The 23,440-nt window shown below is 62.0% G+C and carries 19 protein-coding genes; 7 read left to right on the top strand and 12 right to left on the bottom strand.

Annotated features, from left to right (window positions below; translation table 11 throughout):
• Positions 1 to 31: 31 nt before the first annotated feature.
• Positions 32 to 325, bottom strand: a complete 294-nt coding sequence (locus BN1120_RS00435) for a hypothetical protein (RefSeq protein ID WP_042014257.1) — start codon at positions 323 to 325, stop codon at positions 32 to 34.
• Positions 326 to 883: 558 nt separating this feature from the next.
• Here BN1120_RS00435 and BN1120_RS21500 point away from each other — a divergent pair.
• A complete protein-coding gene (locus tag BN1120_RS21500) occupies positions 884 to 1,033 on the top strand; it encodes a hypothetical protein (RefSeq protein ID WP_010673628.1) in 150 nt (49 codons plus the stop codon).
• Between the two features lie 85 nt (positions 1,034 to 1,118).
• On the opposite strand, the gene BN1120_RS00430 is transcribed toward BN1120_RS21500, so the two are convergent.
• The gene (locus BN1120_RS00430) at positions 1,119 to 2,210 is read right to left on the bottom strand and encodes an alpha/beta hydrolase (protein WP_039039248.1); all 1,092 of its coding nucleotides are present in this window, start codon (positions 2,208 to 2,210) and stop codon (positions 1,119 to 1,121) included.
• Positions 2,211 to 2,620: 410 nt separating this feature from the next.
• Here BN1120_RS00430 and icd point away from each other — a divergent pair, with 410 nt between their 5' ends.
• On the top strand, positions 2,621 to 3,874 hold the full coding sequence (gene icd, locus BN1120_RS00425; RefSeq protein WP_010673630.1) for an NADP-dependent isocitrate dehydrogenase: 1,254 nt from the start codon (positions 2,621 to 2,623) through the stop codon (positions 3,872 to 3,874).
• A gap of 66 nt (positions 3,875 to 3,940) precedes the next feature.
• On the opposite strand, the gene BN1120_RS21495 is transcribed toward icd, so the two are convergent.
• Positions 3,941 to 4,117, bottom strand: coding sequence for a hypothetical protein (locus BN1120_RS21495; RefSeq protein ID WP_010673631.1), 177 nt, complete (start codon positions 4,115 to 4,117; stop codon positions 3,941 to 3,943).
• Between the two features lie 339 nt (positions 4,118 to 4,456).
• Positions 4,457 to 5,788: a D-serine ammonia-lyase gene (locus BN1120_RS00420; RefSeq protein WP_042014256.1), complete on the bottom strand. Its 1,332-nt coding sequence runs from the start codon at positions 5,786 to 5,788 to the stop codon at positions 4,457 to 4,459.
• Between the two features lie 215 nt (positions 5,789 to 6,003).
• On the opposite strand from BN1120_RS00420, the gene dsdC reads away from it, so the two are divergent.
• Positions 6,004 to 6,948, top strand: coding sequence for a DNA-binding transcriptional regulator DsdC (gene dsdC, locus BN1120_RS00415; protein ID WP_042014255.1), 945 nt, complete (start codon positions 6,004 to 6,006; stop codon positions 6,946 to 6,948).
• A gap of 349 nt (positions 6,949 to 7,297) precedes the next feature.
• Complete coding sequence (locus BN1120_RS00410; protein WP_010673634.1) at positions 7,298 to 7,705, top strand: H-NS family histone-like protein; 408 nt, start codon at positions 7,298 to 7,300, stop codon at positions 7,703 to 7,705.
• Positions 7,706 to 8,175: 470 nt separating this feature from the next.
• Here BN1120_RS00410 and BN1120_RS00405 read toward each other — a convergent pair whose 3' ends face one another.
• The 7 genes from BN1120_RS00405 to recN all read right to left on the bottom strand — a co-directional run bounded on the left by BN1120_RS00405 (position 8,176) and on the right by recN (position 17,793).
• A complete protein-coding gene (locus BN1120_RS00405; protein ID WP_042014254.1) occupies positions 8,176 to 9,282 on the bottom strand; it encodes a 3-deoxy-7-phosphoheptulonate synthase in 1,107 nt (368 codons plus the stop codon).
• Between the two features lie 250 nt (positions 9,283 to 9,532).
• On the bottom strand, positions 9,533 to 10,339 hold the full coding sequence (locus BN1120_RS00400; RefSeq protein ID WP_042014253.1) for a siderophore-interacting protein: 807 nt from the start codon (positions 10,337 to 10,339) through the stop codon (positions 9,533 to 9,535).
• A 132-nt stretch (positions 10,340 to 10,471) separates the two neighbouring features.
• Positions 10,472 to 11,845 carry an efflux transporter outer membrane subunit gene (locus BN1120_RS00395; RefSeq protein ID WP_042014252.1) on the bottom strand — a complete coding sequence of 458 codons (1,374 nt, stop codon included), beginning with the start codon at positions 11,843 to 11,845 and terminating at the stop codon, positions 10,472 to 10,474.
• Positions 11,842 to 13,866, bottom strand: coding sequence for a MacB family efflux pump subunit (locus tag BN1120_RS00390; RefSeq protein ID WP_042014250.1), 2,025 nt, complete (start codon positions 13,864 to 13,866; stop codon positions 11,842 to 11,844). The genes BN1120_RS00395 and BN1120_RS00390 overlap by 4 nt, the downstream gene beginning before the upstream one ends.
• Complete coding sequence (locus BN1120_RS00385; RefSeq protein WP_042014249.1) at positions 13,863 to 15,026, bottom strand: efflux RND transporter periplasmic adaptor subunit; 1,164 nt, start codon at positions 15,024 to 15,026, stop codon at positions 13,863 to 13,865. Before BN1120_RS00385 ends, BN1120_RS00390 begins: the two co-directional genes overlap by 4 nt.
• A 194-nt stretch (positions 15,027 to 15,220) precedes the next feature.
• Entirely contained in the window at positions 15,221 to 15,661 is a 441-nt protein-coding gene (locus tag BN1120_RS00380) for a universal stress protein (protein ID WP_041213254.1), read from the bottom strand.
• 467 nt (positions 15,662 to 16,128) lie between these two features.
• Positions 16,129 to 17,793 (bottom strand): DNA repair protein RecN, encoded by a 1,665-nt coding sequence (recN, locus tag BN1120_RS00375; RefSeq protein WP_042014248.1) that lies wholly within the window; start codon positions 17,791 to 17,793, stop codon positions 16,129 to 16,131.
• A gap of 306 nt (positions 17,794 to 18,099) precedes the next feature.
• On the opposite strand from recN, the gene BN1120_RS00370 reads away from it, so the two are divergent.
• The gene (locus tag BN1120_RS00370) at positions 18,100 to 19,257 is read left to right on the top strand and encodes a GGDEF domain-containing protein (RefSeq protein ID WP_042014246.1); all 1,158 of its coding nucleotides are present in this window, start codon (positions 18,100 to 18,102) and stop codon (positions 19,255 to 19,257) included.
• A gap of 24 nt (positions 19,258 to 19,281) precedes the next feature.
• Here the strand turns inward: BN1120_RS00370 and nadK are convergent, their stop codons facing one another.
• Complete coding sequence (nadK, locus tag BN1120_RS00365; protein WP_010673644.1) at positions 19,282 to 20,166, bottom strand: NAD(+) kinase; 885 nt, start codon at positions 20,164 to 20,166, stop codon at positions 19,282 to 19,284.
• A 263-nt stretch (positions 20,167 to 20,429) separates the two neighbouring features.
• On the opposite strand from nadK, the gene grpE reads away from it, so the two are divergent.
• Entirely contained in the window at positions 20,430 to 21,005 is a 576-nt protein-coding gene (gene grpE / locus BN1120_RS00360) for a nucleotide exchange factor GrpE (protein WP_042014244.1), read from the top strand.
• A gap of 284 nt (positions 21,006 to 21,289) precedes the next feature.
• Positions 21,290 to 23,218, top strand: a complete 1,929-nt coding sequence (gene dnaK / locus BN1120_RS00355; protein WP_010673646.1) for a molecular chaperone DnaK — start codon at positions 21,290 to 21,292, stop codon at positions 23,216 to 23,218.
• Positions 23,219 to 23,440 lie beyond the last annotated feature (222 nt).

The following is a 23,440-nucleotide window of genomic DNA, read 5'->3' as shown; positions in this document are numbered from 1 at the left end:
ATCGCCATACAAAAAGGGCGAATGTGGATGCTTATACAGGGGGCTCTTCGGTGCGAAAGAGCGCCTTGCCGCAGGCGAGGCAGGTGTGGCGAAAGCGATGATCAGGCCAGCCGGTCTGGGGGTGGCCCAGCACCTTGTCGGAGCCGCAGGCGCAGCAGCGCGCCCCCAGTTCATCGTCGATGGCGCATTCGGGATGCTGGTGCAGGTAGTCGGCGCGGGTGGGCAGGCGCAGCCAGTCGGGCTGGGCATGGCGCTGGTTCCAGAAATAGCACCCATAGAAGGTGCCTGCGGCGACGGGCAGGGCAAACCACCAGAAGAGATCCATGTCATGACTCCGACGAGAGGGGATGAGGGCGGCAACAACCCGCTCAGCAGGCGTGGTGCGGCTTCATTTTATCGGGGCGGGAGTGGGGTGGGATATGCCCGGATGGGTAACAAGCGAACCTGCTAGTGGTCGGGTTGGCAAGCCGCAGGGCCGGGGTTGGGGATTGTCTATCCATTAAAGAGATGGGTTGTGTCATAACCCATCGCATTTTTGGATGGACAAGGGGGCCTTTCCGGTCGCAAAGCCCGGAGAGCGGGGCATTTTTGTGAAAAAAAATGTGCATACACTCGTCATGCCGATCTCAAGGGAGTCATTGAGCGAGTGATAAATATCAAGATATTGATATCAATGGTAAAAATAGTGTTTTTATCAGGCGTTTTCAGGGTGACCGATGGGGTTTCATAAGGAGCTTCAACCCATTTTCTAGATTGGTTTTTGCATAATCAATCGTTTATTTTGTTGGACAATTGGGGAAAACCTGGTGTCCAATCGGGTGAGCAGGTTGGCCAAACAGTGCCGTCAGCCAGTGTGTAACCCGAGATGTAAGGAGACATCCTGATGGAAAAACTTGACCAAAAAATCGACACCATGCGCCAGGAGTTCGAGTCCCAGGGGCAAAAACAGGCCCAGGACAGATGGCAGGCCAGGGTCGATGAACTGCAACGGGAGCGCAGCGAAGCGCCCCAGCCGGAAGCGGCAGAACACTAGCCCCTGGCGGCCTTGTGGCCACCGAGTGAGCGCATAATGATAAACCACCGCCCTGTTCGGGGCGGTGGTTTTTTTTGCGCAGTGGCTAGAGGCGATAGAGGTTCTGGGCTGCATCGAACAGCTCCGCGCTCTCGCCGGTGCCGCCGTTGAAGACGGTGTGGAAGAAGCGCAGCACCTTCTCGTTGGCGAGGGCATCCCCTTCGAAGTAGGCGTGAGAGTCCCCCACATGGGGCTGATTGGTCACGTCCACGTAGGTGGCCGTTCTGGCGTCCAGCCGCCGGGTGTAGTGGCCGAGCCTCGCCTTTTGCTGCTCCCCCATCTTCATGCGCGATGCCATCAGGGCACCATCGCGCTCATTGATGGTGATGTAGAGGCGGTTGCGACACTGGATGCGATCGACCCACTGGGCGTGAAGCTCGTTGTTGGTGTCGGCGGCGGCCATGATGATGTTGTCGAACAGCAGCTGGTTGGCGTGGTAGGTGGTGCTGCCCAGCAGGTGCTTGAACAGGTAGTTGCCCATGCTGTGCAGCAGCAGATTGATGGTGAAGGGGCAGCGCTTGTTCACCTCCTTGGCGAAGTAGCGATCCCAGGCCTCGCCGTTGTCGGCGAACTTCTTCTGGGCCTTCTCTTCCAGTTGCGTCACATACTGGCCGTTGAACTCGTCGAGCAGCCCCTTCATCTTCTCCAGCACCCGGTCAAGGGCCCCGGCCGAGGCCAGGGCATCGCGCTTGTCGCTCTTGTAGCTCAGCACGCCCCGGGCGCCGCCGCCATTGGCGGGCCAGCTGAAGCAGAGCACCTCGACGCCGTAACGGGCCTCGAGCCCCGCGGCTCGCTCCAGCACATCGTCAAGATCGTTGTTGAAGCCGTGTACGAACAGCAGCAGGTGTTTGCCGGTCTTGAGCTTCTGCTTGGCCGTGCTGCCGGTCCCGGCGCAGCGCTCCAGCAGCTTGCGCGCCACATAGGCGCTGGCCGGGTGGGGGAGGTCGGGGTCAAGGCCGACGCTGGCGGCCATCTCGGCGGTGATCTGATCCGGCAGCAGGTCCAGCTGCCACTGCTTGCCCTGACGCCGGGCCTCGGCGAGGCGCAGTTCGTTGGGGCCCTCTGCGGGTTTTTCGCCAAAGATCTCGCTGGGGGTCTTGCCCTGCTCGTTGACCATCCGGTTGGTGACGATAAACATGGTGTTCTCCTTGTTGTCGTGCTCTCTTCATGACCGGCCACGCCCCGGGCGCCCCGATCACTGGCAAAGAGCCTAGTCCGGATCCGGCAGCCTGTCCCCCGGCGCGCCTTGCCTCGCCAAAGGGGTTACGACGATGTAAAGGCGAACGGGATTTGGGGGAGTGGCGCCCTCGGGGCGGCGAGGGCAGGGAGACGCTGTCATCAAGAGAGGAAGAGGCCCGGATGGACGGGGCCTGCGCCTCGTCAGGACCTGAGGGCGGCGAGGGAGGAGGGGATCCTCAGGCGCACTGTGATCCACTCCCCGACTATGGTCTGACATGCACGCCCGCTATTTGATTATGCAAATGGATGGGCTTAAGATGGCCGCGCGCAACGATCAGATTGATAACAAACGGAAGTTAGGAGATGCCGATGGAAAGCAAAGTAGTTATCCCGACCCAGGGCCAGAAAATCACAGTCGATGCCAGCGGCAAGCTGCAGGTTCCCCACAATCCCATCATTCCGTTTATCGAAGGGGATGGTATCGGTGTGGACGTGACCCCGGCCATGTTGAATGTGGTGAATGCTGCGGTCGAGAAAGCCTACAAAGGCGAGCGCAAGATCGCCTGGATGGAGATCTATACCGGCGAGAAATCGACTCATGTCTATGGCGAAGGTGCCTGGCTGCCGGCCGAAACCCTGGATTTCATTCGTGAATACTGCGTGGCCATCAAGGGCCCGCTGACCACCCCGGTCGGCGGCGGTATTCGCTCCCTCAACGTGGCCCTGCGCCAGGAGCTGGATCTCTACGTCTGCCTGCGCCCGGTCCGTTACTACGAAGGGACCCCGAGCCCGGTCAAGCACCCCGAGCTGACCGACATGGTGATCTTCCGCGAGAACGCCGAAGACATCTACGCCGGCATCGAGTGGAAGGCGGACAGCGATGAAGCCAAGAAGGTGATCGCTTTCCTGCAAAACGAGATGGGCGTGAAGAAAATTCGCTTCCCCGAGTCCTGCGGCATCGGCATCAAGCCCATGTCCAAGGCCGGAACCGAGCGTCTGGTCCGTGCCGCCATCGAGTACGCCATCGACAACGATCGCGACTCCGTGACCCTGGTGCACAAGGGCAACATCATGAAGTTCACCGAGGGTGCCTTCAAGGATTGGGGCTATGCCCTGGCCCAGAAAGAGTACGATGCCCAGCTCATCGACGGCGGCCCCTGGTGCTCCTTCAAGAACCCGAAAACCGGCAAGACCATCGTGGTCAAGGACGTCATCGCCGATGCCTTCCTGCAACAGATCCTGCTGCGTCCGGCCGAGTATGACGTCATTGCCTGTATGAACCTCAACGGCGACTACATCTCCGACGCGCTGGCGGCCCAGGTCGGCGGCATCGGCATCGCGCCGGGCGCCAACATCGGCGACGGCGTTGCCCTGTTCGAAGCCACCCACGGCACCGCGCCGAAATACGCTGGCCAGGACAAGGTCAACCCGGGCTCCCTCATCCTCTCTGCCGAGATGATGCTGCGCCACCTGGGCTGGACCGAGGCGGCTGACCTCATCGTCAAGGGGATGGAAGCGGCCATCGCCAACAAGACCGTCACCTATGACTTCGAGCGTCTGATGGAAGGGGCCACCCTGCGTTCCTGCTCCCAGTTCGCCCAGGACATGATCGACCAGATGTGATCCGGGTCGTTGAAATGCAAAACCGGCGCCATGAGCGCCGGTTTTTTTATGGAGGAGAGCAGGTCGTCAGGTGGTTTTTTCCACGTGCTGCTCGTAGATCTGCTGCCATTTGCTGGTCTCGGCCTCATCTCCACGGGCCTGCCAGAATTCGCAGATGGAGCTGGCGAGCTCGGATGCCATGGCGTGGTCTCCGTCACGGCGGCTCATCAGATATTGTCCCAACCAGCTTTGATATTGTTTCATCGCCCGATCTCCTTATCTAAGGTGCCCAGAGGGGAGTGCTCCTGGCGTCAAGGTCGCGCAGGAGCGATTCGAACTGGGCACATGTTGTGCTGCGCCCGGCAGGTGTTGGTCGCCGGATCCGGTGGTTATCTCACCGGAAAAAGGGGACAACGGGGCGCAGATGTCAAAAAACGGTCTCTATCGTATCACAAAATAACCAGTCGGTGGGGCTGGATGACAAATCAGGCTGTCCAGCAGTCTGGCCGTCTGTGTCATGGGGGCGAGGGCTGAGGTGCCATCTTGCTGATCTCGCAGCAGAAAAACCCGCCAGGTCGGCGGGTCACGGGGGCGAAAAAAAGATCAGATCCGGGCGCAGGCCAGGTATTTTTCCATCTCCTCGGCGGGCACCATGCCGCCGCCGGTGGCCCACACCAGGTGGGTGGCCCCGGCCATCTTGGCTGCATCCAGTCCCTGCCCACTCTGCCACTCAAGGTTGGCGGCCACTCGCCAGGGGCCTGCCATGCCCGCCAGTGCCGAGGGCTCGAGCCGGATTTCTTCATCCCGGGCCAGGAGCCCCAGCAGGTCGTACATCTCCTGATCCCTCAGGGTGTAGAAGCCCGCAAGCAGGCGTTCCATGGCGCGGCCGACAAAACCGGAGGCGCGTCCCACCGCGAGGCCGTCGGCCGCAGTGAGGTTGTCGATGCCAAGGTCTTGCACCGCAACGGCATCGTGCAAGCCGGTGTGGACCCCGAGCAGCATGCAGGGGGAGTGGGTGGGCTCGGCGAAGAAGCAGTGCACGTTGTCCCCGAACGCCAGCTTGAGACCAAAGGCCACTCCGCCCGGGCCACCACCGACGCCGCAAGGCAGGTAGACGAAGAGCGGATGGTCGGCGTCCACCCTGATGCCCATCTCGTCGAACTGCTTTTTCACCCGCTCGCCCGCCACCGCATAGCCGAGGAACAGGGTGTGGGAGTGCTCGTCATCGATGAAAAAACAGTTGGGGTCGCGCTCGGCCTCCTTGCGTCCCTGCTCCACCGCCACCCCGTAATCGTCAGCATATTCCACGACGATGGCGCCATGTTCGCGTAACTTGCGCTTCTTCCACTCCCGCGCATCGGCGGACATGTGGACGGTGACGCGAAAGCCGAGGCGGGCGCTCATGATGCCGATGGAGAGGCCGAGGTTGCCGGTCGACCCCACCGCGATGCTGTACTGGCTGAAGAAGTGGCGGAACTCGTCCGAGAACAGCGTGCGATAGTCATCCGTCTCGCGCAGCAGCCCAGCCTGGATGGCCAGGTGTTCGGCATGGGCCAGCACTTCGTGGATGCCGCCGCGCGCCTTGATGGAGCCGGAGATGGGCAGGTGGCTGTCTTGTTTGAGCAGCAAGCTGCCGGTGAGTTTGACGCCGTAGCGCCCATTGAGGGTCCCCTGCAGGGTCGGGATGGCGGCGATCCCGGACTCGATGATGCCGTGGCTGGCGCGGGTTTCGGGGAAGGCCTCGCACAGGTAGGGGGCGAAGCGGGCGAGCCGGGCGGAGGCGGCGGCCACATCGTGCCGAGTGAGCCCCACATGGGGCAATCCTTCCGCGAGGGAGGTGGCCCTCGGATTGAACCAGGTCACAGGGGTGAGGGCGATCAGCGGTTCGAGCAGGGGGAAGCGGGTGATGAGCCCGGCAATGTTGGTGTGTGTCATGAAAGCCTCGCGGGGTGGTGACGGAATCATCCCATTGAACGGCGCCAGCGTTGCCGTGACAAATGATAAAACGGGTGGCTTGGATGAGCCCAGTTGATGCAAATGGTCATCTACCCTGCTGTGTCTTCGCATACGGGTGAGTTGAGTCTTCCTGGTGAATGCAAACCTCGCCCTTCTGGTATCATCTGCCAGATAAAAGAGAGGGAGGCCCAACCATGCAACGCGATGAGCACCCGGGGGTGAGGAGCAAGCTGCTCAGCAGCCATCAGCTCGCCAGGCTCCACACCTTCGAGGCGGCGGCCCGCCACGGCTCCTTTGCGCTCGCCGCCGACGAGCTCTCCTTGAGCCCAAGCGCGGTGAGCCACCGCATCTCGGCCTTGGAAGAGGCGCTCGGTTTTTTGCTGTTCCAGCGCTTTCACCGCAAGGTGGCCTTGACCACGGAGGGGCAGCGCATCTTCTGGGCCCTCACCTCCTCCCTGGAGTTCATCAATCAGGAGGTGCTGGAGATCAGGGAGCAGGCGCTGTCGGGATCCCTGACGCTGCACTCGCGCCCCTCCATCGCCCAGTGCTGGCTGGTGCCAAGGCTCGCCGATTTTTCCCGTCTGCATCCTCACATCGAGCTCAACCTGCTGACGGGCAACGAGCACATAAACCTGCACGGCTACGGCATCGATCTGACCCTCAACTTCGATGCCAGAACCCCGACGGGCCTGGCCATCCACCCCCTGATGGATGAATACATGGTGCCGGTGTGCAGCCCGCAATACGCCAGCGACCACGGTCTGATGGGGGCGGTGAGGAATCTGCAGCAGTGCCGCCTGCTCCATGACAGGCAGGCCTGGGGCCAGGACACCGACAGCGACGAGTGGCGCACCTGGGGGGGTCACTGGGATCTCTCCCTGGAGGCTTGCGCGTCGCACATGGGATTTGATCGGGCGGATCTGGCGATCCTTGCCGCCACCCACCACGCCGGTGTCGCCATGGGGCGCAGGCAACTGGCAAGCCAGGCGCTGGCGAGCGGAGCGCTGGTGATGCCCTTCCCGGATATGGCGGTGCGCTGCGAGCCGCGTTATTACCTGGCGACCCTCCCTCACCGCCAGTGTCCCAAGATCCAGGCATTCATCCGCTGGATACAGGATCAGGCGCAAGGGGCATCCTGAAACGGGACCTGGTTTATTGTCTGCGAAGGTCATGGCCATGAGCGCACTATTTGTACAATAAGGGCCAGCACTGCTGCTAAATGACCTGGCGCAGAGCGACGCGGGTAAGAGATAACACCGTGTGCAACGGATGAGGTGAGCCTGAGATTAACCGGGGAAAATAGGAAATAAAGTCTGTGAGAGTATTCCCAATAAGTATCAGGCAGGGAATTAACCACGGTGAATAATGTCCATATGGTGTCAGCGCTTTGCCGGATGGTATAAAAACATTATGTTGTTATCCAATGGGCATGCTATTCTCAAATCGTGTTATCCCTGTGACATACAAAAATAATTCTGTGAGGAAGTAATGAACGAGTTTCTGAAGGTTCTGCTGAACATTCGCAGCTTGCGCGCTGCCATTCGTGAACTGCCGTTTGAGCAACTGCAAGAAGCGAAAGAAAAGTTTGACCTGGTATATAACGAGCGTGCCGAGTCCGTTGAACAGGAACGTGCCGAACAGGAAGAGCGTCAGCGCAAACTGAATGAATTCACCGAAATGCTGCAACAGGCTGGTATCGATCCCCGTGAGCTGATCGGCAGCGTGGCGGCTCCGGCTGCGGCGGGCACCACCAAGAGCAAGCGTGCTCCCCGTCCTGCGAAATACAAGTATCAGGAAGACGGTCAGGAGAAGACCTGGACCGGTCAGGGTCGTATGCCCAAGGCCATCGCCGAGCAAGTTGCGCTGGGCAAGGATCTGAACGATTTCCTGATCTGATCGCCGGATCCGGTTCTCGATAATGCCGCCTGCAGGGCGGCATTATTATTTTCAGGGTTCAGATGATGTCGCAGTAAAACCCAATTGCGCAGGTTACTCCGGTTAATTGGAGAGCCTCGTCTGGAATAGCCATAACCACCATGTGCCCAATAAAGATGGCGCATCATCTTCCACGCCACCTCGCCACTTATACGCACTGAGGACTCATACAGCCCGTGTTTCTTCGTCCCTTGTGAGAAACGAACATGGATACCTGCTGTGACAGAATGAAATAGCGGCGGTGGATCCTCATCTGTACGCCTGAGCGGCCCGTCACTTTTTCTTGCTGATGCATGACGCCCACCGCCTATTAATTTATCCCCTCTATTTATGGTCTGTTTGACACCACTCTTCTGCGATATATCCGCACGATGCCGGACAGCGTGCGGATGAGGCAGACACGGATTGGTGGCAAACAAATAAACCGAATGCTAGATGACAGGTTGATCGAGTTCAGACTGAACGGCGTGTGCGTATTTTCTCCGGGTGCGACGACGGGCCTGGACCGCCTCTGCCAGCATGGCAAGCAGGTGTTCACTCTCTTCCCAGCAGAGGCAGGCATCGGTCACTGACAGACCGTATTGCAGCTCACCCAGAGGAGCCGGTTTCTGGTTTCCTCCCAGCAAGAAGCTCTCGACCATGACGGCGGCGACGGCTTGGCTCCCTTCGCTCAGCTGGCGACAGAGCTCTTTGGCGACCTTCAGCTGGTTTGTGTGCAGCTTCTGGCTGTTGCCATGGCTGCAATCCACCATCAGGCGAGGGGGGAGTCCCTGACGGGTGAGGCGGTCTGCTGCCTCCGCCACATCGCTCTGGTGGTAGTTGGGCAGGGTGCCGCCACGCAGAATGATATGGCCGTCGGGATTGCCTTCGCTCTTGATCACTACCATGCCGCCCTGGCTGCCGGGGGCGGTGAAGAGGTGGGAGGCGGTACTGGCCTGGATAGCATCGATGGCGACCCGGATATTGCCGTCCGTCCCGTTCTTGAATCCCACGGGGCAGGGCAGGGCCGAGGCCAATTGCCGGTGGACCTGAGACTCCGTGGTGCGTGCCCCGATGGCGCCCCAGCTGACGAGATCGGCGAGATAGAGAAAGCTGGTGGTGTCGAGGAATTCGGTGGCGGTGGCGAGCCCCAGCCCATTGATGTCGAGCAGCACCTGGCGTGCCAGATGCAATCCCCGATTGATGTCGTTGCTGCCGTCCAGGTGCGGATCGAAGACCAGCCCCTTCCAGCCCACCGTGGTGCGCGGCTTTTCAAAATAGGCGCGCATGACTATTTGAAGGCTGTCTTCATAGGCGGTGGCGAGTCGTGCCAGCCGCCCGGCATAGTCCAGGGCCGCGACGGGATCATGGATGGAGCAGGGGCCAATCACGACCAGGAGGCGATCGTCTTCACCTGCCAGGATCCGGCGTGCCTGATGGCGCTGGTTGTCGATGTGCCGGGCCATGTCGGCCGGACAGGGGTGCTGCGCCAGCAGCTCGGCAGGGGTGGGGAGCGCCTCTATGGCGAAGGCGCGCATGACCGAATTCAAAACTGCCATCTGGAGTTACCTTGCTGTGCATGTGTGCGATGGGGAACCCGTATGCGGCATCCTGTTGGGAGCAGACAGGTTCACGGCTTATCGCAGTTATTGAGAATGATTGTCATTATCTTGGTGTTTGTCTCAAATGCAAGCGCAATGAAATCGCCAGGCGAAGATGGGGGTAGAGAGAACGATGGCGGGGGAACCGCAGCAAAAGCAGGCCGCTCCCCGAGGGAAGAAGCCCGCCAGTCACAAGATAAAGAGGGGGTCAGCTGTCCATCACGGCGTGCCTGTCCTGGTGGTAGGCGTCTTCATCCTTGCCGCTGCGCCAGTAGGGGACTGCGTAGACCCGCTGGCGCTCGGCATCCAGGGTGCGTCTGACGTGGCGGCGTAGCGGCACGACCAGGCTCTCTTCCCCGCCAAACCAGAAATAGCTCCCCTCGGCGACCATGGGCTGGGCGGTGAAATGCGCCACCAGGGTCGCGGCCTGTTCCGGATTGCCCACGAACCAGCGCAGGTCGACGCCGGCCGGCAGCGACAGATCCTGCACGTCGTCCTGATGGGGGACCAGCAGGGCGATATGGCCGAGGGCATGGGCTGGCATCACTTCCACCATGGCGCTGATGGCGGGCAGGGCGGTGAGATCCCCCGCCATGTAATAGTGCTCGGCCATTTGCAGCATGGGGTCGGGGCCGCCCGGGCCCGAGATGGCGAGCCTGTCACCCGGTTTGGCGTGCAGGGCGAAACGACTGGCGGGGCCGGCCTCGCCGTGCAGGGCGAAGTCGATGTCGAGCTCCAGCGCCTCCCGGCGAAACGCACGTATGGTGAAGGTGCGAATGACGGGTTTCTGGGCGGGATCGAGCCAGCGAGGCCCCTTGTCGGTGGGGGTGGGCAACACTATCTCGCGCTGATCCGGTCGGGGCAGCATGATCTTGACATGAGCACCGCCACAGCTGAAGGGGTAGTCCACAAGCTCGGGGCTGGTCAGGCAGATTCGGCGCAGGTGCGGGCTCACATCCTGAACATGCTTGACGGTGAGCAGGCGGGGGCGATTGGCCGGGGCGGGTTGAGACATGGGCATACTCCTGGCTGATGATGGCGCCCATTCTTGATGAAATGAAAATTATTATCAATTGGTTTGTGGGCAGAATGGGTCGCGATTGACCTCCTCTGGATGTCCATCGCGATCCCACACTCTCTGCCTGGGTCAGGTTCGATCGCTTCCCCCCAGCGCCCGATAGATGCCTGCCATGTTGTTGAGCTGGGTCTGCTGCTGTGCCAGCAGGGCGAGCTCGGCATCCCACAGGCGGTTCTGCTCATCCAGCCAGGGTTGCACCCCGGTGGCACCGGCCAGGAAACGGGCGCCTGCCAGCCTCTCGGCCTCCCGGGCATAGGCCCTCTGCTGCTCCAGATAGCGCAGCCGCTGATCCCCTTGCTGACGGGCTGCCAGGCCATCCTCCACTTCCAGCAGCGCGGTATAGAGCTGCTTGCGAAACTCGGTTTCGGCAATCTGGTAGTCGATGTCGGCGCTGGCGATGGAGAGCCGGGTCTTGTTGTACTCGAGGAAAGGGAGCGCCAGCGTGGCGCCCAGGGTGCCGACCGGATTTTGCAGCACCTGGGTCAGGGTATCCGAGGTGGTGCTGGCACCGCCGGTCAGGCTCAGGGTGGGATAAAAGCCGGTGCGGATCTCGTCTCCCCTCGCAAGGGTCTTGCGCAGCCTGAGTTCGGCGGCGCGCACATCGGGCCGCCGGGCCAGCACATCGGCGGGAATGCCGGCCGCCAGGGACGGGATCGGGCCCATGATCAGGGCGTCGGGAGCGTCAGCGAGCGGCCCGCTGCTGCGGCCCAGCAGCAGGCGAAGAGCATTGCCCGCCTGTGCCCGCTGCTGGGTGAGGGTGGCGAGCTCCGCTTGCTTGCCTGCCTTCTGCTGGCTGGCCTGTACCAGATCGAGTCGGGTCACGGCGCCCGCCTCGTATTTGGCGCGGGTCAGGCGCTCAATGCGCTCCAGATTGGCCAGTTGCTGGGTGCCCAGGGTAATGGCTGAACCGAGGTAGGCCAGTTGCCAGTATTGCTCCAGGGTCTTGCCGATGAGCAGCAACCGGGTGGCGGCCAGATCCTGTTCGCTGGCCTGTGCTTCCCAGCTTGCCTGATCCCTTGCCGCGGCCAGTCTGCCCCAGAGATCCACCTCGTAGCTGAGGTTGAGGGAAGGGCCCAGGTTGCTGCTGGCGCTGCCATCTTTCATGTTCTTGGTGCCGCTGGCCCCGAGATTGGCGCTGACCGAGGGGGTGAGGTTGGTGTCAGCCAGATCGGCGCCGAGCAGGGCATTCTTGAGCTTGAGCCCGGCCACCCGCATGTCCGGGTTGGCGGCCAGCACCGCCTCGACCAGGCGATCGAGCGCGGGATCCTGGAATCCCTGCCACCAGGGGCCTGCCTGCTGCGCGGTGAGACCCCGGCTCTCCTGCTGCCATGCTGGCGCCACGTCGAGATCGGGTCTGTGATAGGTGCTCTGCTGGCTGCAGGCACCGAGGCTGGCGGTGAGCATCAGGCTTAGCCCGAGCCTTGATAGGTTGTGCATCGTCATTCCCTCGCCAGTGCCTCCACCGGATCGAGCCTGGCCGCATTGCGGGCGGGCAGGTAACCAAACAGGATCCCGATGAGGGAGGAGCACCCGAAGGCCATCAGGATGGAGAAGAGCGAGAAGCGCATCTGGAAGCTTTCCACGAGCAGGGAGAAGAGAGCGCCGATGAGCAGGGCGAGGCCGATACCGAGCAGCCCCCCCAGCAGGCTGACCATCACCGCCTCGATGAGGAACTGTTGCAGTATGTCGGACTGGCGGGCGCCGACGGCGATGCGGATCCCTATCTCCCGGGTGCGCTCCACCACCGAGACCAGCATGATGTTCATCACTCCGACGCCGCCGACGATGAGGGAGATCACCGCGATGGCGGAGACCAGCAGTGTCAGGGTGGCGGTGGTCTTCTCCACCGATTTGACGATGCTGTCGCTGCTGAAGGTGAAGAAGTCCTTCACGCCGTGGCGCTGGGTGAGCAGGGCGACTGCCGCCTGCTCGGCCAGGGCGGGCTGGACGCCGTCTTTGACCCGGATGGTGATCTGGGTGAAGTGCTGCTGGGAGAGGAGACGGCTCATTACGGCGCTGTAGGGGAGCCAGACATTGACCGACTGGCTGCTGCGGCCAAAGCCGGTCTCCTGGGTGACCACCCCCACGATGCGCACCGGCAGGGTGCCGACCAGCACCACCTGGCCGACCGGGTCCACCTTGCCGAGCAGGCTCTCTATGGTCTTGCCATCCACCACGGCGACTGCCGTCCGGTTTCGAATGTCCCGCTCATCGAGCAGGCGCCCCTGGGTGAGCGTCATCCCCTTGACCCGGAAAAAGTCGTTGCCGACCCCGATCACGCTGCCGCTGCTGGTCTTGTTGCGATAGCGAAGCTGGCCCGACGTCGCTATCTGGGGGCTGGCCCCCTCCAGATAGGGCTGGCCGAGCAGCGCGTCGAGATCCCGCTCGTTCAGGGTCTGGATGCTGGCGGCCTTCTCGTCTCCCCAGTCCTTGCCGGGGAAGATGTCGATGGTGTTGGTGCCCATGGCGTTGATGTCGTCGATCACCTTGGCGCGCGCCCCCTGACCCAGCGCCACCACGCTGACCACGGCGGCGATACCGATGATGATGCCGAGCATGGTGAGGAAGGTGCGCATGCGATGGGCCAGCATGGCGTGCAGGGCCATGCGCCCCGCCTCCCGGTAGCGATCCCAGCCCCGGCTTGCGGTGCGGACGGCGGCGCCTGTGCTCTGTGCATCTTGCCCGACAGAGGGAGGGGCCAGCTGGCTGCCGTCACCTGGCTGCGGGTGGGCCGGCGTCCCGGATAGGGAGGGTGAGGCTGCGTTGTCATCGGTCGCCCGATGGCCGCTGTCCTCCACTACCCGCCCGTCACGCAGGGTGATGATGCGATCCGCATGGCTTGCCACCGCCATGTCGTGGGTCACCAGAATGATGGTGTGGCCCTGGGCGTGCAGCTCCTTGAGGATGGCCATCACCTCCTTGCCGCTCTGGCTGTCGAGAGCGCCGGTGGGTTCGTCCGCCAGGATCACCTCGCCGCCGTTGGCGAGCGCCCGGGCAATACTGACCCGCTGCTGCTGACCGCCGGAGAGCTGGCCGGGTCTGTGGTGGCTGCGATCCTGCAGTCCCAGGCGGGTCAGCAAGGAGCGGGCACGGGCCTGGCGATCAAGGCGGGCGGTGCCGGCATAGATGGCGGGGATCTCCACGTTGGCGGCCGCATCCAGATGGGGCAGCAGGTGATAGCGCTGGAAGATGAAGCCGAAGTGGTGGCAGCGCAGCCGTGCCAGGGAGAGGGCATCCAGGGTCGCGGTGTCCTGGCCGCGAAACAGATACTGGCCGCCGCTCGGGCGATCGAGGCAGCCCAGCAGGTTCATCAGGGTCGATTTGCCGGAGCCGGAGGCGCCGACGATGGCCACCATCTCCCCGGCATCGATGGCGAGATCCAGCGGGTGCAGCACGGTCACTTCGTGCTCTCCGCTCTGGTAGCGCCGCTCGATGCCCTTGAGACGGATCAGGGGCTCGCTCACGGCTCCATCTCCCCTTCATCGTGCAGGGCCGGCTTGCCCTGCTCCAGGATCACCTTATCCTGCTCGGTCAGGCCGCTCACCACCTCAATCTTGATGTCATCCTTCATGCCGGTCTTGATGCGGCGGATCTCTCTCTGGTCCCCCGCCTTGAGCAGGCTGACCTCGTACTCGTTGTCGCCAGTCTTCTTGCCGAGGGCGGTCTGGGGAATGGCCAGCACCTGCTTGCGCTCGCCGAGCACGATGGTGACCTGGGTCGTCATGGCGACCCGCAGCTGATGGCCGGGGTTGGGCACATCGAACAGGGCATAGTAGTAGATGGCCGCATTGCTGGTGGCCGTGGTGCTGGCCGTCTGCTCATTGATGTTGGTGGGGGCCAGTTCGACCGTGCGAAGGGTACCGTGGTAGCGAGTATCCGGATCCCCTATCAGGGTGAAATAGACCGGCATGCCTGCCTTGACACGGGTGACGTCCGCTTCGGAGATCTGGGCCTTGACCGTCATGGTGTCGAGATTGGCGAGCTTGAGCAGGGTCGGTACCGTCTGGCTGGCGGCCAGGGTCTGCCCCTGCCGGGTGACGATGGAGACGACGGTACCATCCATGGGGGCCTGAATGCGGTTGTAGCCGAGCTCCGTCTTGGCGCGTTCCACCTTGATGATGGCGTTGTCGATGTCGGCCTGGGCGCTTTGCAGCTCGGCCCGGGTGACGGCAAGCTGGGCTTCGGCGCTCTCCAGATCCGCACGAGAGCTCGCTTCCTGCCGAAACATCTGCTGCTGGCGGCGCCAGGCAAGCTCGTTCTGTTTGAGCTGTGCCTGCTTGATCTTGAGCTGGGCGCGGCGGCTGGCCAGCTCAGCTTCGGCGGTCTTGAGGTTGTTCTGGGCGATCAGGGGATCGATCTCCGCCAGCAGCTCTCCTTGTTTGACCTGTTGACCCGCTTCCACCGCGAGATAGGTGACCTGACCCGAGACCTGGGCCCCCACATCCACCTGCTCGATGGCCTGCAGTACGCCACTTGCGAGCACCGTCTGCTCCACATCCTGTCGGGTAACCGTTGCGGTCAGTACCGGGTCCGGTGTGTTGCCTGGCCAGGCCAGCCAGGTGACGAGAGGGATCAGCACAAGGGCGAGCAGGGTGAGCTTGCCGGGTTTTCGAAGAGCTTTCATTTATCACCTGAACGAAACGAGCGAAGGCGTGCAAGGGCCATATCGTGCAGCAAATGGCCCTCAAAAAGAAGCGAGCAATGTGTAAGAAATCGTGTGGTTCTGGCGGTGACGCAGTGGAGGAGGTCAAGCTGGGGGAGGGTGACGGCGGGGCGTCAGAAACAAGAAGACCCGCTCAGGGAGCGGGTCTTGTGGTGTCAACCGACGGCTTTGAGCAAGGCGGCGTGAGGCTCGTGGCAGATCTGGATATCGAGGGGCAGTTTGTAGAGGAGCAGACGGGCCAGCGAGCCCTCCATCCAGTGATGACGGCTGCCGACCAGCAAGAGGTCGGCGGGGTGAGCGGTCAGCCAGCGCTGGAGATCCGGTACCACGTCATCCACCACCAGGCACTGGTAATCCACTGGGTGAGACAGCTGGGTGATGAGTTCACTGATGATCGCCTTGGCATCCAGGGTGCCCTGGGGGCTGCGCTCCTCTTGTGACAGGGACAGACTATTGCGACGGGTCTTGCTGCTGTGGGTCAGGTGCAACAAGGTCAGGTTGGCGCCCAGCCCTTGTGCCAGACGGCTCGCCTTGGCCAGTGTCTCCTGCTCGTAGTCCTTGCCTTCCAGCAACAGCACAATATTGGTCGGGCTCATAAGCAGTTCTCCTTGGCAGGTGCGGGTCAGACAGCGGAAGCGCGCTCCCATCCTCCCTTCCCGCGAAATGTCAGCTCAAACGAACCCGGTGTGTTTGCATCAAGCGTCACCTTCTGTCGATGGCAACTGAAGGTACCGAGTCCGTTTACATCATCATAACAGACTGAGTTGAATGGAAAATGAAGGGATGTGTCCGTTCGAAATGTGAATGAGTGCAACGAAGATGAGTGGCGTCCTGACCATGGCGATGAAAACCCGACTGGGTGATGACCAGGCTGGCAGGTTCAGACTGAGCATCAAGACACGTGCCGCGGATTAGCCCGGGCTCCCCCTCTTTCTTGTGGCTCACGGCATGGGCCAACCAGGTCGGCGCCGTCGGCAAGAGGCTTCAACTGGCCAGCGCGATGATGGCACGGTCAATCTGAAAGGGCCGACATGGACGGGAGGGCATCCCTCCCGCCCCGTGGTCAGCTTGCGAGCAACTCACGGGCGTTGGCCAGGGTGTTGTCGGTGATCTGATCGCCCCCCAGCAGGCGGGCCAGTTCGTTGAGCCGGGCACCCGGGGTGAGCGCCTGCATCTGGGTTTCCGTTGTCTTGCCGTCGGTGTGTTTGCTCACCACCATGTGCTGGTGACCCTTGCCTGCCACCTGGGGCAGGTGGGTGACCACCATCACCTGGGTGGATTCGCCGAGCTGGCGCAACAGGCGGCCCACCACGGCGGCGGTCGGGCCGCTGATCCCCACATCCACTTCGTCGAAGATAAGGGTCGGGGTGGAGATCTTGCGTGCACTGATCACCACGATGGCGAGGCTGATACGCGACAGCTCGCCGCCGGAAGCCACCTTGCCAAGGGGTTGGATGGGCTGACCCGGGTTGGTGGTGACCATGAACTCCACCCGATCGATGCCAAGGGGCGAGAGGCTGCTCTGGGCATCGGGTCGCACCTCGATGGCGAAGCGGCCATCTGGCATCGCCAGTTCGTGCATGCTGGCGCTTACCTTTGCGCCCAGCTCCTCGGCATAGCGCTGGCGGCTCTGGCTCAGGGCCTCGGCGGCCTGCACGAAGGCCTGGCGGGCCGAGGCCAGCTCGTCTTCCATCCCCTCGAGTCGTTCCTCGTCGGAGTTGAGGCGGGCCAGATCGGCGGCCAGCTCCTGATGGTGCAGGGCCAGCTCCGCCGGTTTGACATGGTGCTTGCGTGCCAGGTTGATGGCCTTGGAGAGGCGGCTCTCCAGCTCGTTGAAGCGCTCTGGATCCAGTTCCAGCCGGTCGAGATAGCTGCGCAGCTCGCTGTGGCTCTCCTGTACGCCGATCAGGGCTTCGTTGAGCATGCCGAGCACGTTGCCAAGCCGGCTGTCCATGCCGACCAGGGTCTCGGCCCTGTCCACGGCCGTCTGCAGCAGACCGGCGATGGTGGTCTCTTCATTGTCATAGAGCAGATCGAGGCAATACCCGCACTCCTGCATCAGCTCGGTGCCATTGGCGAGCCGCTGATGCTCCTCTTCAATCTCTTCAAACTCTCCCGGCTGAAGGGCAAATTCGTCCAGCTCCTGCACCTGGTATTCGATGAGTTGACGGCGGGCTTCCCGCTGCTGCTGCTCGGCCTTGAGCCGGTTGAGCTCGTTTTGCAACTGGCGCCACTGCTGGTAGTGGCGGCGCACATCGTCGAGGAGCAGATGATGACCGGCGTAGCCGTCCAGCAGGGCGAGCTGGTAATCGGGTTTGAGCAGCATCTGGTGAGCGTGCTGACCGTGGACGTTGACCAGCAGTTGACCCAGGTTCCTGAGCTGGGCGAGGGGGACGGGAACCCCGTTAATATAGCTGCGAGAGCGCCCCTCGGCGGACAGTACCCGCCGGACGATGCACTCACCGTCATTTTCAAGCTCGTTGGTGGCGAGCCAGGCCCGGGCGGCAGGATTACCCTCCAGCAGGAAGCGGGCACTCACCTCGGTCTTGTCGCTGCCCGGGCGCACCATGCTGGCTTCGGCGCGCTCCCCCAGGCACAGCCCCAGAGCATCGATGGCGATGGATTTGCCCGCCCCGGTCTCCCCGGTGATGCAGGTCATCCCCGGTTGCAGATCGAGCTCGAGAAACTTGACGATGGCGAAGTTGTTGACGGTCAGCTGGGTCAGCATGGTCTCATCCTGTATGGGTCAACATTACTGTGTATGCATCCAGTATATACTGGTCTTATATACAGTAAAGTGGACAGGGAGGATTTTTGCGAAACAGGGGGAGGGCAAGGATGTCAAGGCCGCGGCATGAGTGTGACGCCGATCAGATGGCCTGCAAAATAAACCTGCGTACCTGGCATGGGCTGAGGCGATGCGAGAAGCCACCTTGAGGGGCTCTCTTGTGGTGAGTGGCTGGCTGAGACACACTCGAAACAGTCCTGGTTGAGCCTGGGCTGTGTACAGACCTCTTCGCAAGGATGCGTCAAGATGATCCATACCCCAACCCTGCTGCTGATCTCCCTGGCAATCAACCTGATGTCGGGGCTGATCATGCTGTTCATCCACTCCCTGAAGCCGGGTCGAGGCAACTTTCTGTACTGGTCCCTCTCCGCTTTTCTCTTCTCCCTCTCCATCCTGCTGCTCAGTCTGGGGGTATTGGGAGGGTATCCGGCGCTGGGCATCCGGGTCGGCGGCCTGGTCTCGCTCATGAGCATCCTGCTGTTGCTCGCCGGTTTTTGTGCGCTTTACGAGCGCGCATGGCATCCCCGTGCCGTGAGGGGAGGCGTGGCGGTGTTGCTGCTGCTCTATCTGGGATTGTCCAGCCTCGCCCCCGTGCGCATTGTGCTGGCTCTGATGGAGTCGATGTTGTACCTGTGGTGCGCCTGCCTCATCGTCTCTCTCGGCCGGCAACAGAAGCGGGTGCTCCATGTGGTGGCGCTCATTTACCTGCTGCATTTCACCATCCTGCTGAGTCAGGGGGGGCTGATCTTGCTGGGAGCCGAAGGGCGGATGGGAGACGGAGGTTGGCTCGATCTCATTTTCTTCATGCACATGGTGCTGACCATCGGCTCGGTGTTGCTGCTGCCTCTGGTGGCCTATGTGGAGACGGAGGAGGCATTGCTGGCGCTCTCGGAGCGGGATCCCCTCACCGGGGTGCTTAATCGGCGCGGTCTCTTCAGGCAGGGAGAGGGGGCTACGCCTGGCCAGACGCGCTGCGTGGTGGTCCTGGACATCGATCACTTCAAGCGGGTCAACGACCAGTTTGGTCACGGCTGCGGGGATGAGGTCATTCGCTATGTGGCCGGGGTGCTGGTGGCCGAGGTACGCAAGGATGATCTGGTGGGGCGCATCGGTGGCGAGGAGTTCGCCATCATCATGGGGGGCGTGAGCGGCCAGATGGCCCGCGACATCTGTGACCGGATCCGCCGCCAGATAGAGACGGGCTCCCGGCAGGGGGCCTGCCTGCCGTGCGAGGGGGTCACGGTGAGCATGGGGGTCGTGTGCGCCAGTGCCGAGGCTGACCTGGCACTGATGCTGACAAAAGCCGATGCTGCCATGTACCGGGTGAAGGAAGCGGGGAGAAACGGGGTGCATCTGGCATTCGAGCCGGCACCGCCTCGGCTGGTCGAAAGCAGCGAGGGGTAGACCCTCGCCACCGGTGTTGCCTGGCTAGAAGAGCTTGCTGCCCCAACCGAGCTTGTTGCGCAGCACGTGGAAGTAGCTGTAATCCAGCGGATGCACCAGATGCAGCTTGTGGCTGCTCTTCTTGATGAGGATCTCGTCCCCCGGGTGGACCGCCAGGGTGACCTGGCCGTCGCAGCTCACCTGCATGGCGTCGTCCTGGTTGTCCGGCGAGACCAGCAGCCGCACTTCGCTGTCCGCATCCAGCACGATGGGGCGGCTGCTCAGGGTGTGCGGGAACATGGGCACCAGCGTGATGGCGTTGAGTTTGGGGGTGAGAATGGCGCCCCCTGCCGACAGGGAGTAGGCGGTGGAGCCGGTGGGGGTCGCCACTATGATGCCGTCCGAGCGCTGGCTGTACATGAAGCTGCCGTCGATGTAGACCTCGAACTCGATCATGTGGGCGATCTTGCCCGGGTGAAGCACCGCCTCGTTGACCGCGAGGTTGCTCGACTTGCGCTCCCCGTGGCGATAGACGGCGGCCTCCAGCAGGAAGCGATGCTCGCTCTTGAAGTGACCCGAGAGCACCTGCTCCAGGGGCAGCAGATAATCCTGGGGCGAGAGGTCGGTCAGGAAGCCGAGGTTGCCCCGGTTCACCCCGATCACCGCCACATCGAACCGTGACAGCACCCGGGCGGCCCCCAGCATGTTGCCGTCACCGCCGACGACGATGGCGAGATCCGCCTGCTCGCCGAGCTGCACCAGATCCATCACGTTCTCCCCCAGCAGCCCCAGGGTATGGGCCACCCGGCTCTCCAGCAGCACACGAAAGCCGCGGCTGGTCAGGTACTGGTACAGGCCGGTCAGGGTCTGGTTGGCCCCCTCGTGATGGGGCTTGCCGATGAGGGCAACGGTTTTGAACGGAGAATCCATAGGTTATCGGGTCTGGGAGAGTCTTGGGGGGAGTATACCGCGCTTTGCCGGGGATTTGTCTGCCTCCGTGGCGGTTGGTGCAATCGGCCCCGAAAAGGGGCTGCCTGGCACGCGGATGGGCGCCATTGTGCCCGATCTGCCCTTTTCCCCTTGAAAGCCGGGGCTGTGTCCCCATAATAGCGCCAACACAGGGTCTGCTGGCGCGTGTCGCTTGTCTGAACGCCAGCCACCCTCACACGCAACCCCTGAATATTGGAGATGTCATGAGCCACGAAGAACAAAAGGTTGAAGCGATGGAGCAAGTGGAAGCCCAGCCAATCGAGCCGACCGATGTAGACAGTGAAGTGACAGCCGAGCAGGCCCGCATCGCCGAGCTGGAGGCCCAGCTGGAGGCGGCCCAGCAGGCTTCCCTGGAAGAGCGCGAGCGCGCCATTCGCGCCGTCGCCGAGATGGAGAACCTGCGTCGCCGTGCCGCTCAGGACGTGGAGAAAGCCCACAAGTTTGCACTGGAGAAGTTCGCCGCAGAGCTCTTGCCGGTGCTGGACAACCTGGAGCGCGCCATCGAGCTGGCGGACAAGGAGAACGACACCCTCAAGCCGATGATTGAAGGGGTCGAGCTGACCCTGAAATCCATGCAGAGCGGCGTGGCCAAGTTTGGCCTGGTGGCGCTGGACCCGACCAACCAGCCGTTCGACCCCAATGCCCACCAGGCCATGAGCATGGTGCCCAGTGCCGACGTGGCGCCGAACACCGTGATCGCCGTGATGCAGAAGGGCTACGAGCTCAACGGCCGCGTCATCCGTCCGGCCATGGTGATGGTCTCCAAGTCCGCTGACTGATCACGCTGTTCTCACCAAGCCCGCCGCTTGGCGGGCTTTTTGTTGGATGTGGCGCCAAAAAAACGTGTCTGGCGTCATTTGGCTGTCAGGTGGCCTGTATGCAGGTTTTTTCAGGGCCGGACTTGAAGCGCCGACTTGAGACCCCATATAGGTTGCAAGGCCACGGCGGCACAAAAAATTTGATGCCGGGAGCTTGAAAGCCACAGTGGCAGGCCCCACCTAGCCGTTAACGTATCAAGGCGAGCCCCTCGCCAGTTTATTCAAAGTATTTGGAGATTCGTCAAATGGGTAAAATCATCGGTATTGACCTGGGTACTACCAACTCCTGCGTCGCTATTCTGGATGGCGACCATGCTCGCGTGATCGAGAACGCGGAAGGCGACCGTACTACTCCGTCCATCATTGCCTATGCCGATGACGGCGAAATCCTGGTTGGTCAGCCGGCCAAGCGCCAAGCCATCACCAACCCGAAGAACACGCTGTTCGCCATCAAGCGTCTGATCGGCCGTCGTTTCGAAGATGACGAAGTACAACGTGACCTGAAAATCATGCCGTACGCCATCGCCAAGGCCGACAACGGTGACGCCTGGGTTGAAGTGAAAGGCAAGAAGATGGCACCGCCGCAGATCTCTGCCGAAGTGCTGAAAAAGATGAAGAAGACCGCCGAGGACTACCTGGGCGAGCCGGTGACCGAAGCCGTCATCACCGTACCGGCCTACTTCAACGACGCTCAGCGTCAGGCCACCAAGGATGCCGGTCGCATCGCCGGTCTGGACGTCAAGCGCATCATCAACGAACCGACTGCCGCGGCTTTCGCCTACGGCGTCAACAAGGTCAAGGGTGAGCGCAAGGTTGCCGTGTATGACTTAGGGGGCGGTACCTTCGATATCTCCATCATCGAGATCGACGAAGTCGAAGGGGAAACCACCTTCGAAGTACTGGCGACCAACGGTAACACCCACCTGGGTGGTGAAGACTTCGACAACCGCGTCATCAACTACCTGGTTGACGAGTTCAAGCGCGAGCAGGGCATTGACCTGCGCAACGACCAGCTGGCCCTGCAGCGTCTGAAAGATGCCGCCGAAAAAGCCAAGATCGAGCTCTCTTCTGCCCAGCAGACCGACGTCAACCTGCCGTACATCACTGCAGATGCCACCGGTCCGAAGCACATGAACATCAAGGTGACCCGCGCCAAGCTGGAATCCCTGGTGGAAGACATGGTGAAAGACTCCCTGGAGCCGGTTCGTGTCGCCCTGAAAGACTCCGGTCTGGCCGTTGGCGAGATCGACGACGTCATCTTGGTGGGCGGTCAGACCCGTATGCCGCTGGTTCAGAAGACCGTGGCCGACTTCTTCGGCAAAGAGCCGCGCAAAGACGTCAACCCGGACGAAGCCGTGGCCATGGGTGCTGCCATCCAGGGTGCCGTACTGTCCGGTGACAAGACCGACGTACTGCTGCTGGACGTGACTCCGCTCTCCCTGGGGATCGAGACCATGGGCAGCGTGATGACCGCGCTCATCGAGAAGAACACCACCATTCCGACCAAGAAGTCCCAGGTGTTCTCCACCGCCGAAGACAACCAGTCTGCCGTGACCATTCACGTGCTGCAGGGTGAGCGCAAGCGCGCCAGCGACAACAAGTCCCTGGGCCAGTTCAACCTGGAAGGCATCCGTCCGGCACCGCGCGGTCTGCCGCAGATCGAAGTGACCTTCGACATCGACGCCAACGGCATCCTGCACGTCTCCGCGAAAGACAAGGAGACCAACAAGGAGCAGAAGATCACCATCCAGGCCTCTTCCGGTCTGTCTGATGACGAGATCGAACGCATGGTACGCGAAGCCGAAGCCAACGCGGCCGAGGACAAGAAGTTCGAAGAGCTGGTGCAGGCCCGCAACCAGGCTGACGGTCTGGTCCACTCCGTGCGCAAGCAGGTCACCGAAGCCGGTGAAGCTCTGCCTGCCGACGAGAAGACCAAGATCGAGACGGCCCTGAGCGAGCTGGAATCCGCCATCAAGGGTGACGACAAGGCTGCCATCGAAGCCAAACAGCAGGCTCTGCTGGAAGCGTCCCAGAAGCTGATGGAGATTGCCCAGCAGCAGGCTCAGGCGCAAGGCGCCGCCGGTGCTGACGCCGGTCAGTCCTCCTCTTCCGCCAAGGCTGACGACGACGTGGTCGACGCCGAGTTCGAAGAAGTGAAAGACGACAAGAAATAAGCCCGACCCGGATGGGCGAAGTCCGCTTCGCCCATCGGCTCAGAATCTGTTCACGGTCTGTCGCGAGAGGCCGTCAGCAAGGTAAAGAGCAGCGCAGGAACCGGAGCGTACAGATATACGTGAGGATCCCGAGCAGCACATGAGCCTTGATCACGGCTTCGCAGTAAGAGTGTGAGCAGATTCGTCAATGAATTTACGGGCGTTGGGTAACCAACGCCCGTC

Source organism: Aeromonas caviae, from assembly GCF_000819785.1.
GTDB classification, from domain to species: Bacteria; Pseudomonadota; Gammaproteobacteria; order Enterobacterales; family Aeromonadaceae; genus Aeromonas; species Aeromonas caviae.
This window is presented reverse-complemented; position numbering and strand designations above follow the sequence as displayed.

Excerpts from the sequence above, each read along its gene's own strand:
- BN1120_RS00435 (WP_042014257.1), bottom strand. The coding sequence starts at position 325 with ATGGATCTCTTCTGGTGGTTTGCCCTGCCCGTCGCCGCAGGCACCTTC.
- BN1120_RS21500 (WP_010673628.1), top strand. The coding sequence starts at position 884 with ATGGAAAAACTTGACCAAAAAATCGACACCATGCGCCAGGAGTTCGAG.
- BN1120_RS00430 (WP_039039248.1), bottom strand. The coding sequence starts at position 2,210 with ATGTTTATCGTCACCAACCGGATGGTCAACGAGCAGGGCAAGACCCCC.
- icd (WP_010673630.1), top strand. The coding sequence starts at position 2,621 with ATGGAAAGCAAAGTAGTTATCCCGACCCAGGGCCAGAAAATCACAGTC.
- BN1120_RS21495 (WP_010673631.1), bottom strand. The coding sequence starts at position 4,117 with ATGAAACAATATCAAAGCTGGTTGGGACAATATCTGATGAGCCGCCGT.
- BN1120_RS00420 (WP_042014256.1), bottom strand. The coding sequence starts at position 5,788 with ATGACACACACCAACATTGCCGGGCTCATCACCCGCTTCCCCCTGCTC.
- dsdC (WP_042014255.1), top strand. The coding sequence starts at position 6,004 with ATGCAACGCGATGAGCACCCGGGGGTGAGGAGCAAGCTGCTCAGCAGC.
- BN1120_RS00410 (WP_010673634.1), top strand. The coding sequence starts at position 7,298 with ATGAACGAGTTTCTGAAGGTTCTGCTGAACATTCGCAGCTTGCGCGCT.
- BN1120_RS00405 (WP_042014254.1), bottom strand. The coding sequence starts at position 9,282 with ATGGCAGTTTTGAATTCGGTCATGCGCGCCTTCGCCATAGAGGCGCTC.
- BN1120_RS00400 (WP_042014253.1), bottom strand. The coding sequence starts at position 10,339 with ATGTCTCAACCCGCCCCGGCCAATCGCCCCCGCCTGCTCACCGTCAAG.
- BN1120_RS00395 (WP_042014252.1), bottom strand. The coding sequence starts at position 11,845 with ATGACGATGCACAACCTATCAAGGCTCGGGCTAAGCCTGATGCTCACC.
- BN1120_RS00385 (WP_042014249.1), bottom strand. The coding sequence starts at position 15,026 with ATGAAAGCTCTTCGAAAACCCGGCAAGCTCACCCTGCTCGCCCTTGTG.
- BN1120_RS00380 (WP_041213254.1), bottom strand. The coding sequence starts at position 15,661 with ATGAGCCCGACCAATATTGTGCTGTTGCTGGAAGGCAAGGACTACGAG.
- recN (WP_042014248.1), bottom strand. The coding sequence starts at position 17,793 with ATGCTGACCCAGCTGACCGTCAACAACTTCGCCATCGTCAAGTTTCTC.
- BN1120_RS00370 (WP_042014246.1), top strand. The coding sequence starts at position 18,100 with ATGATCCATACCCCAACCCTGCTGCTGATCTCCCTGGCAATCAACCTG.
- nadK (WP_010673644.1), bottom strand. The coding sequence starts at position 20,166 with ATGGATTCTCCGTTCAAAACCGTTGCCCTCATCGGCAAGCCCCATCAC.
- grpE (WP_042014244.1), top strand. The coding sequence starts at position 20,430 with ATGAGCCACGAAGAACAAAAGGTTGAAGCGATGGAGCAAGTGGAAGCC.
- dnaK (WP_010673646.1), top strand. The coding sequence starts at position 21,290 with ATGGGTAAAATCATCGGTATTGACCTGGGTACTACCAACTCCTGCGTC.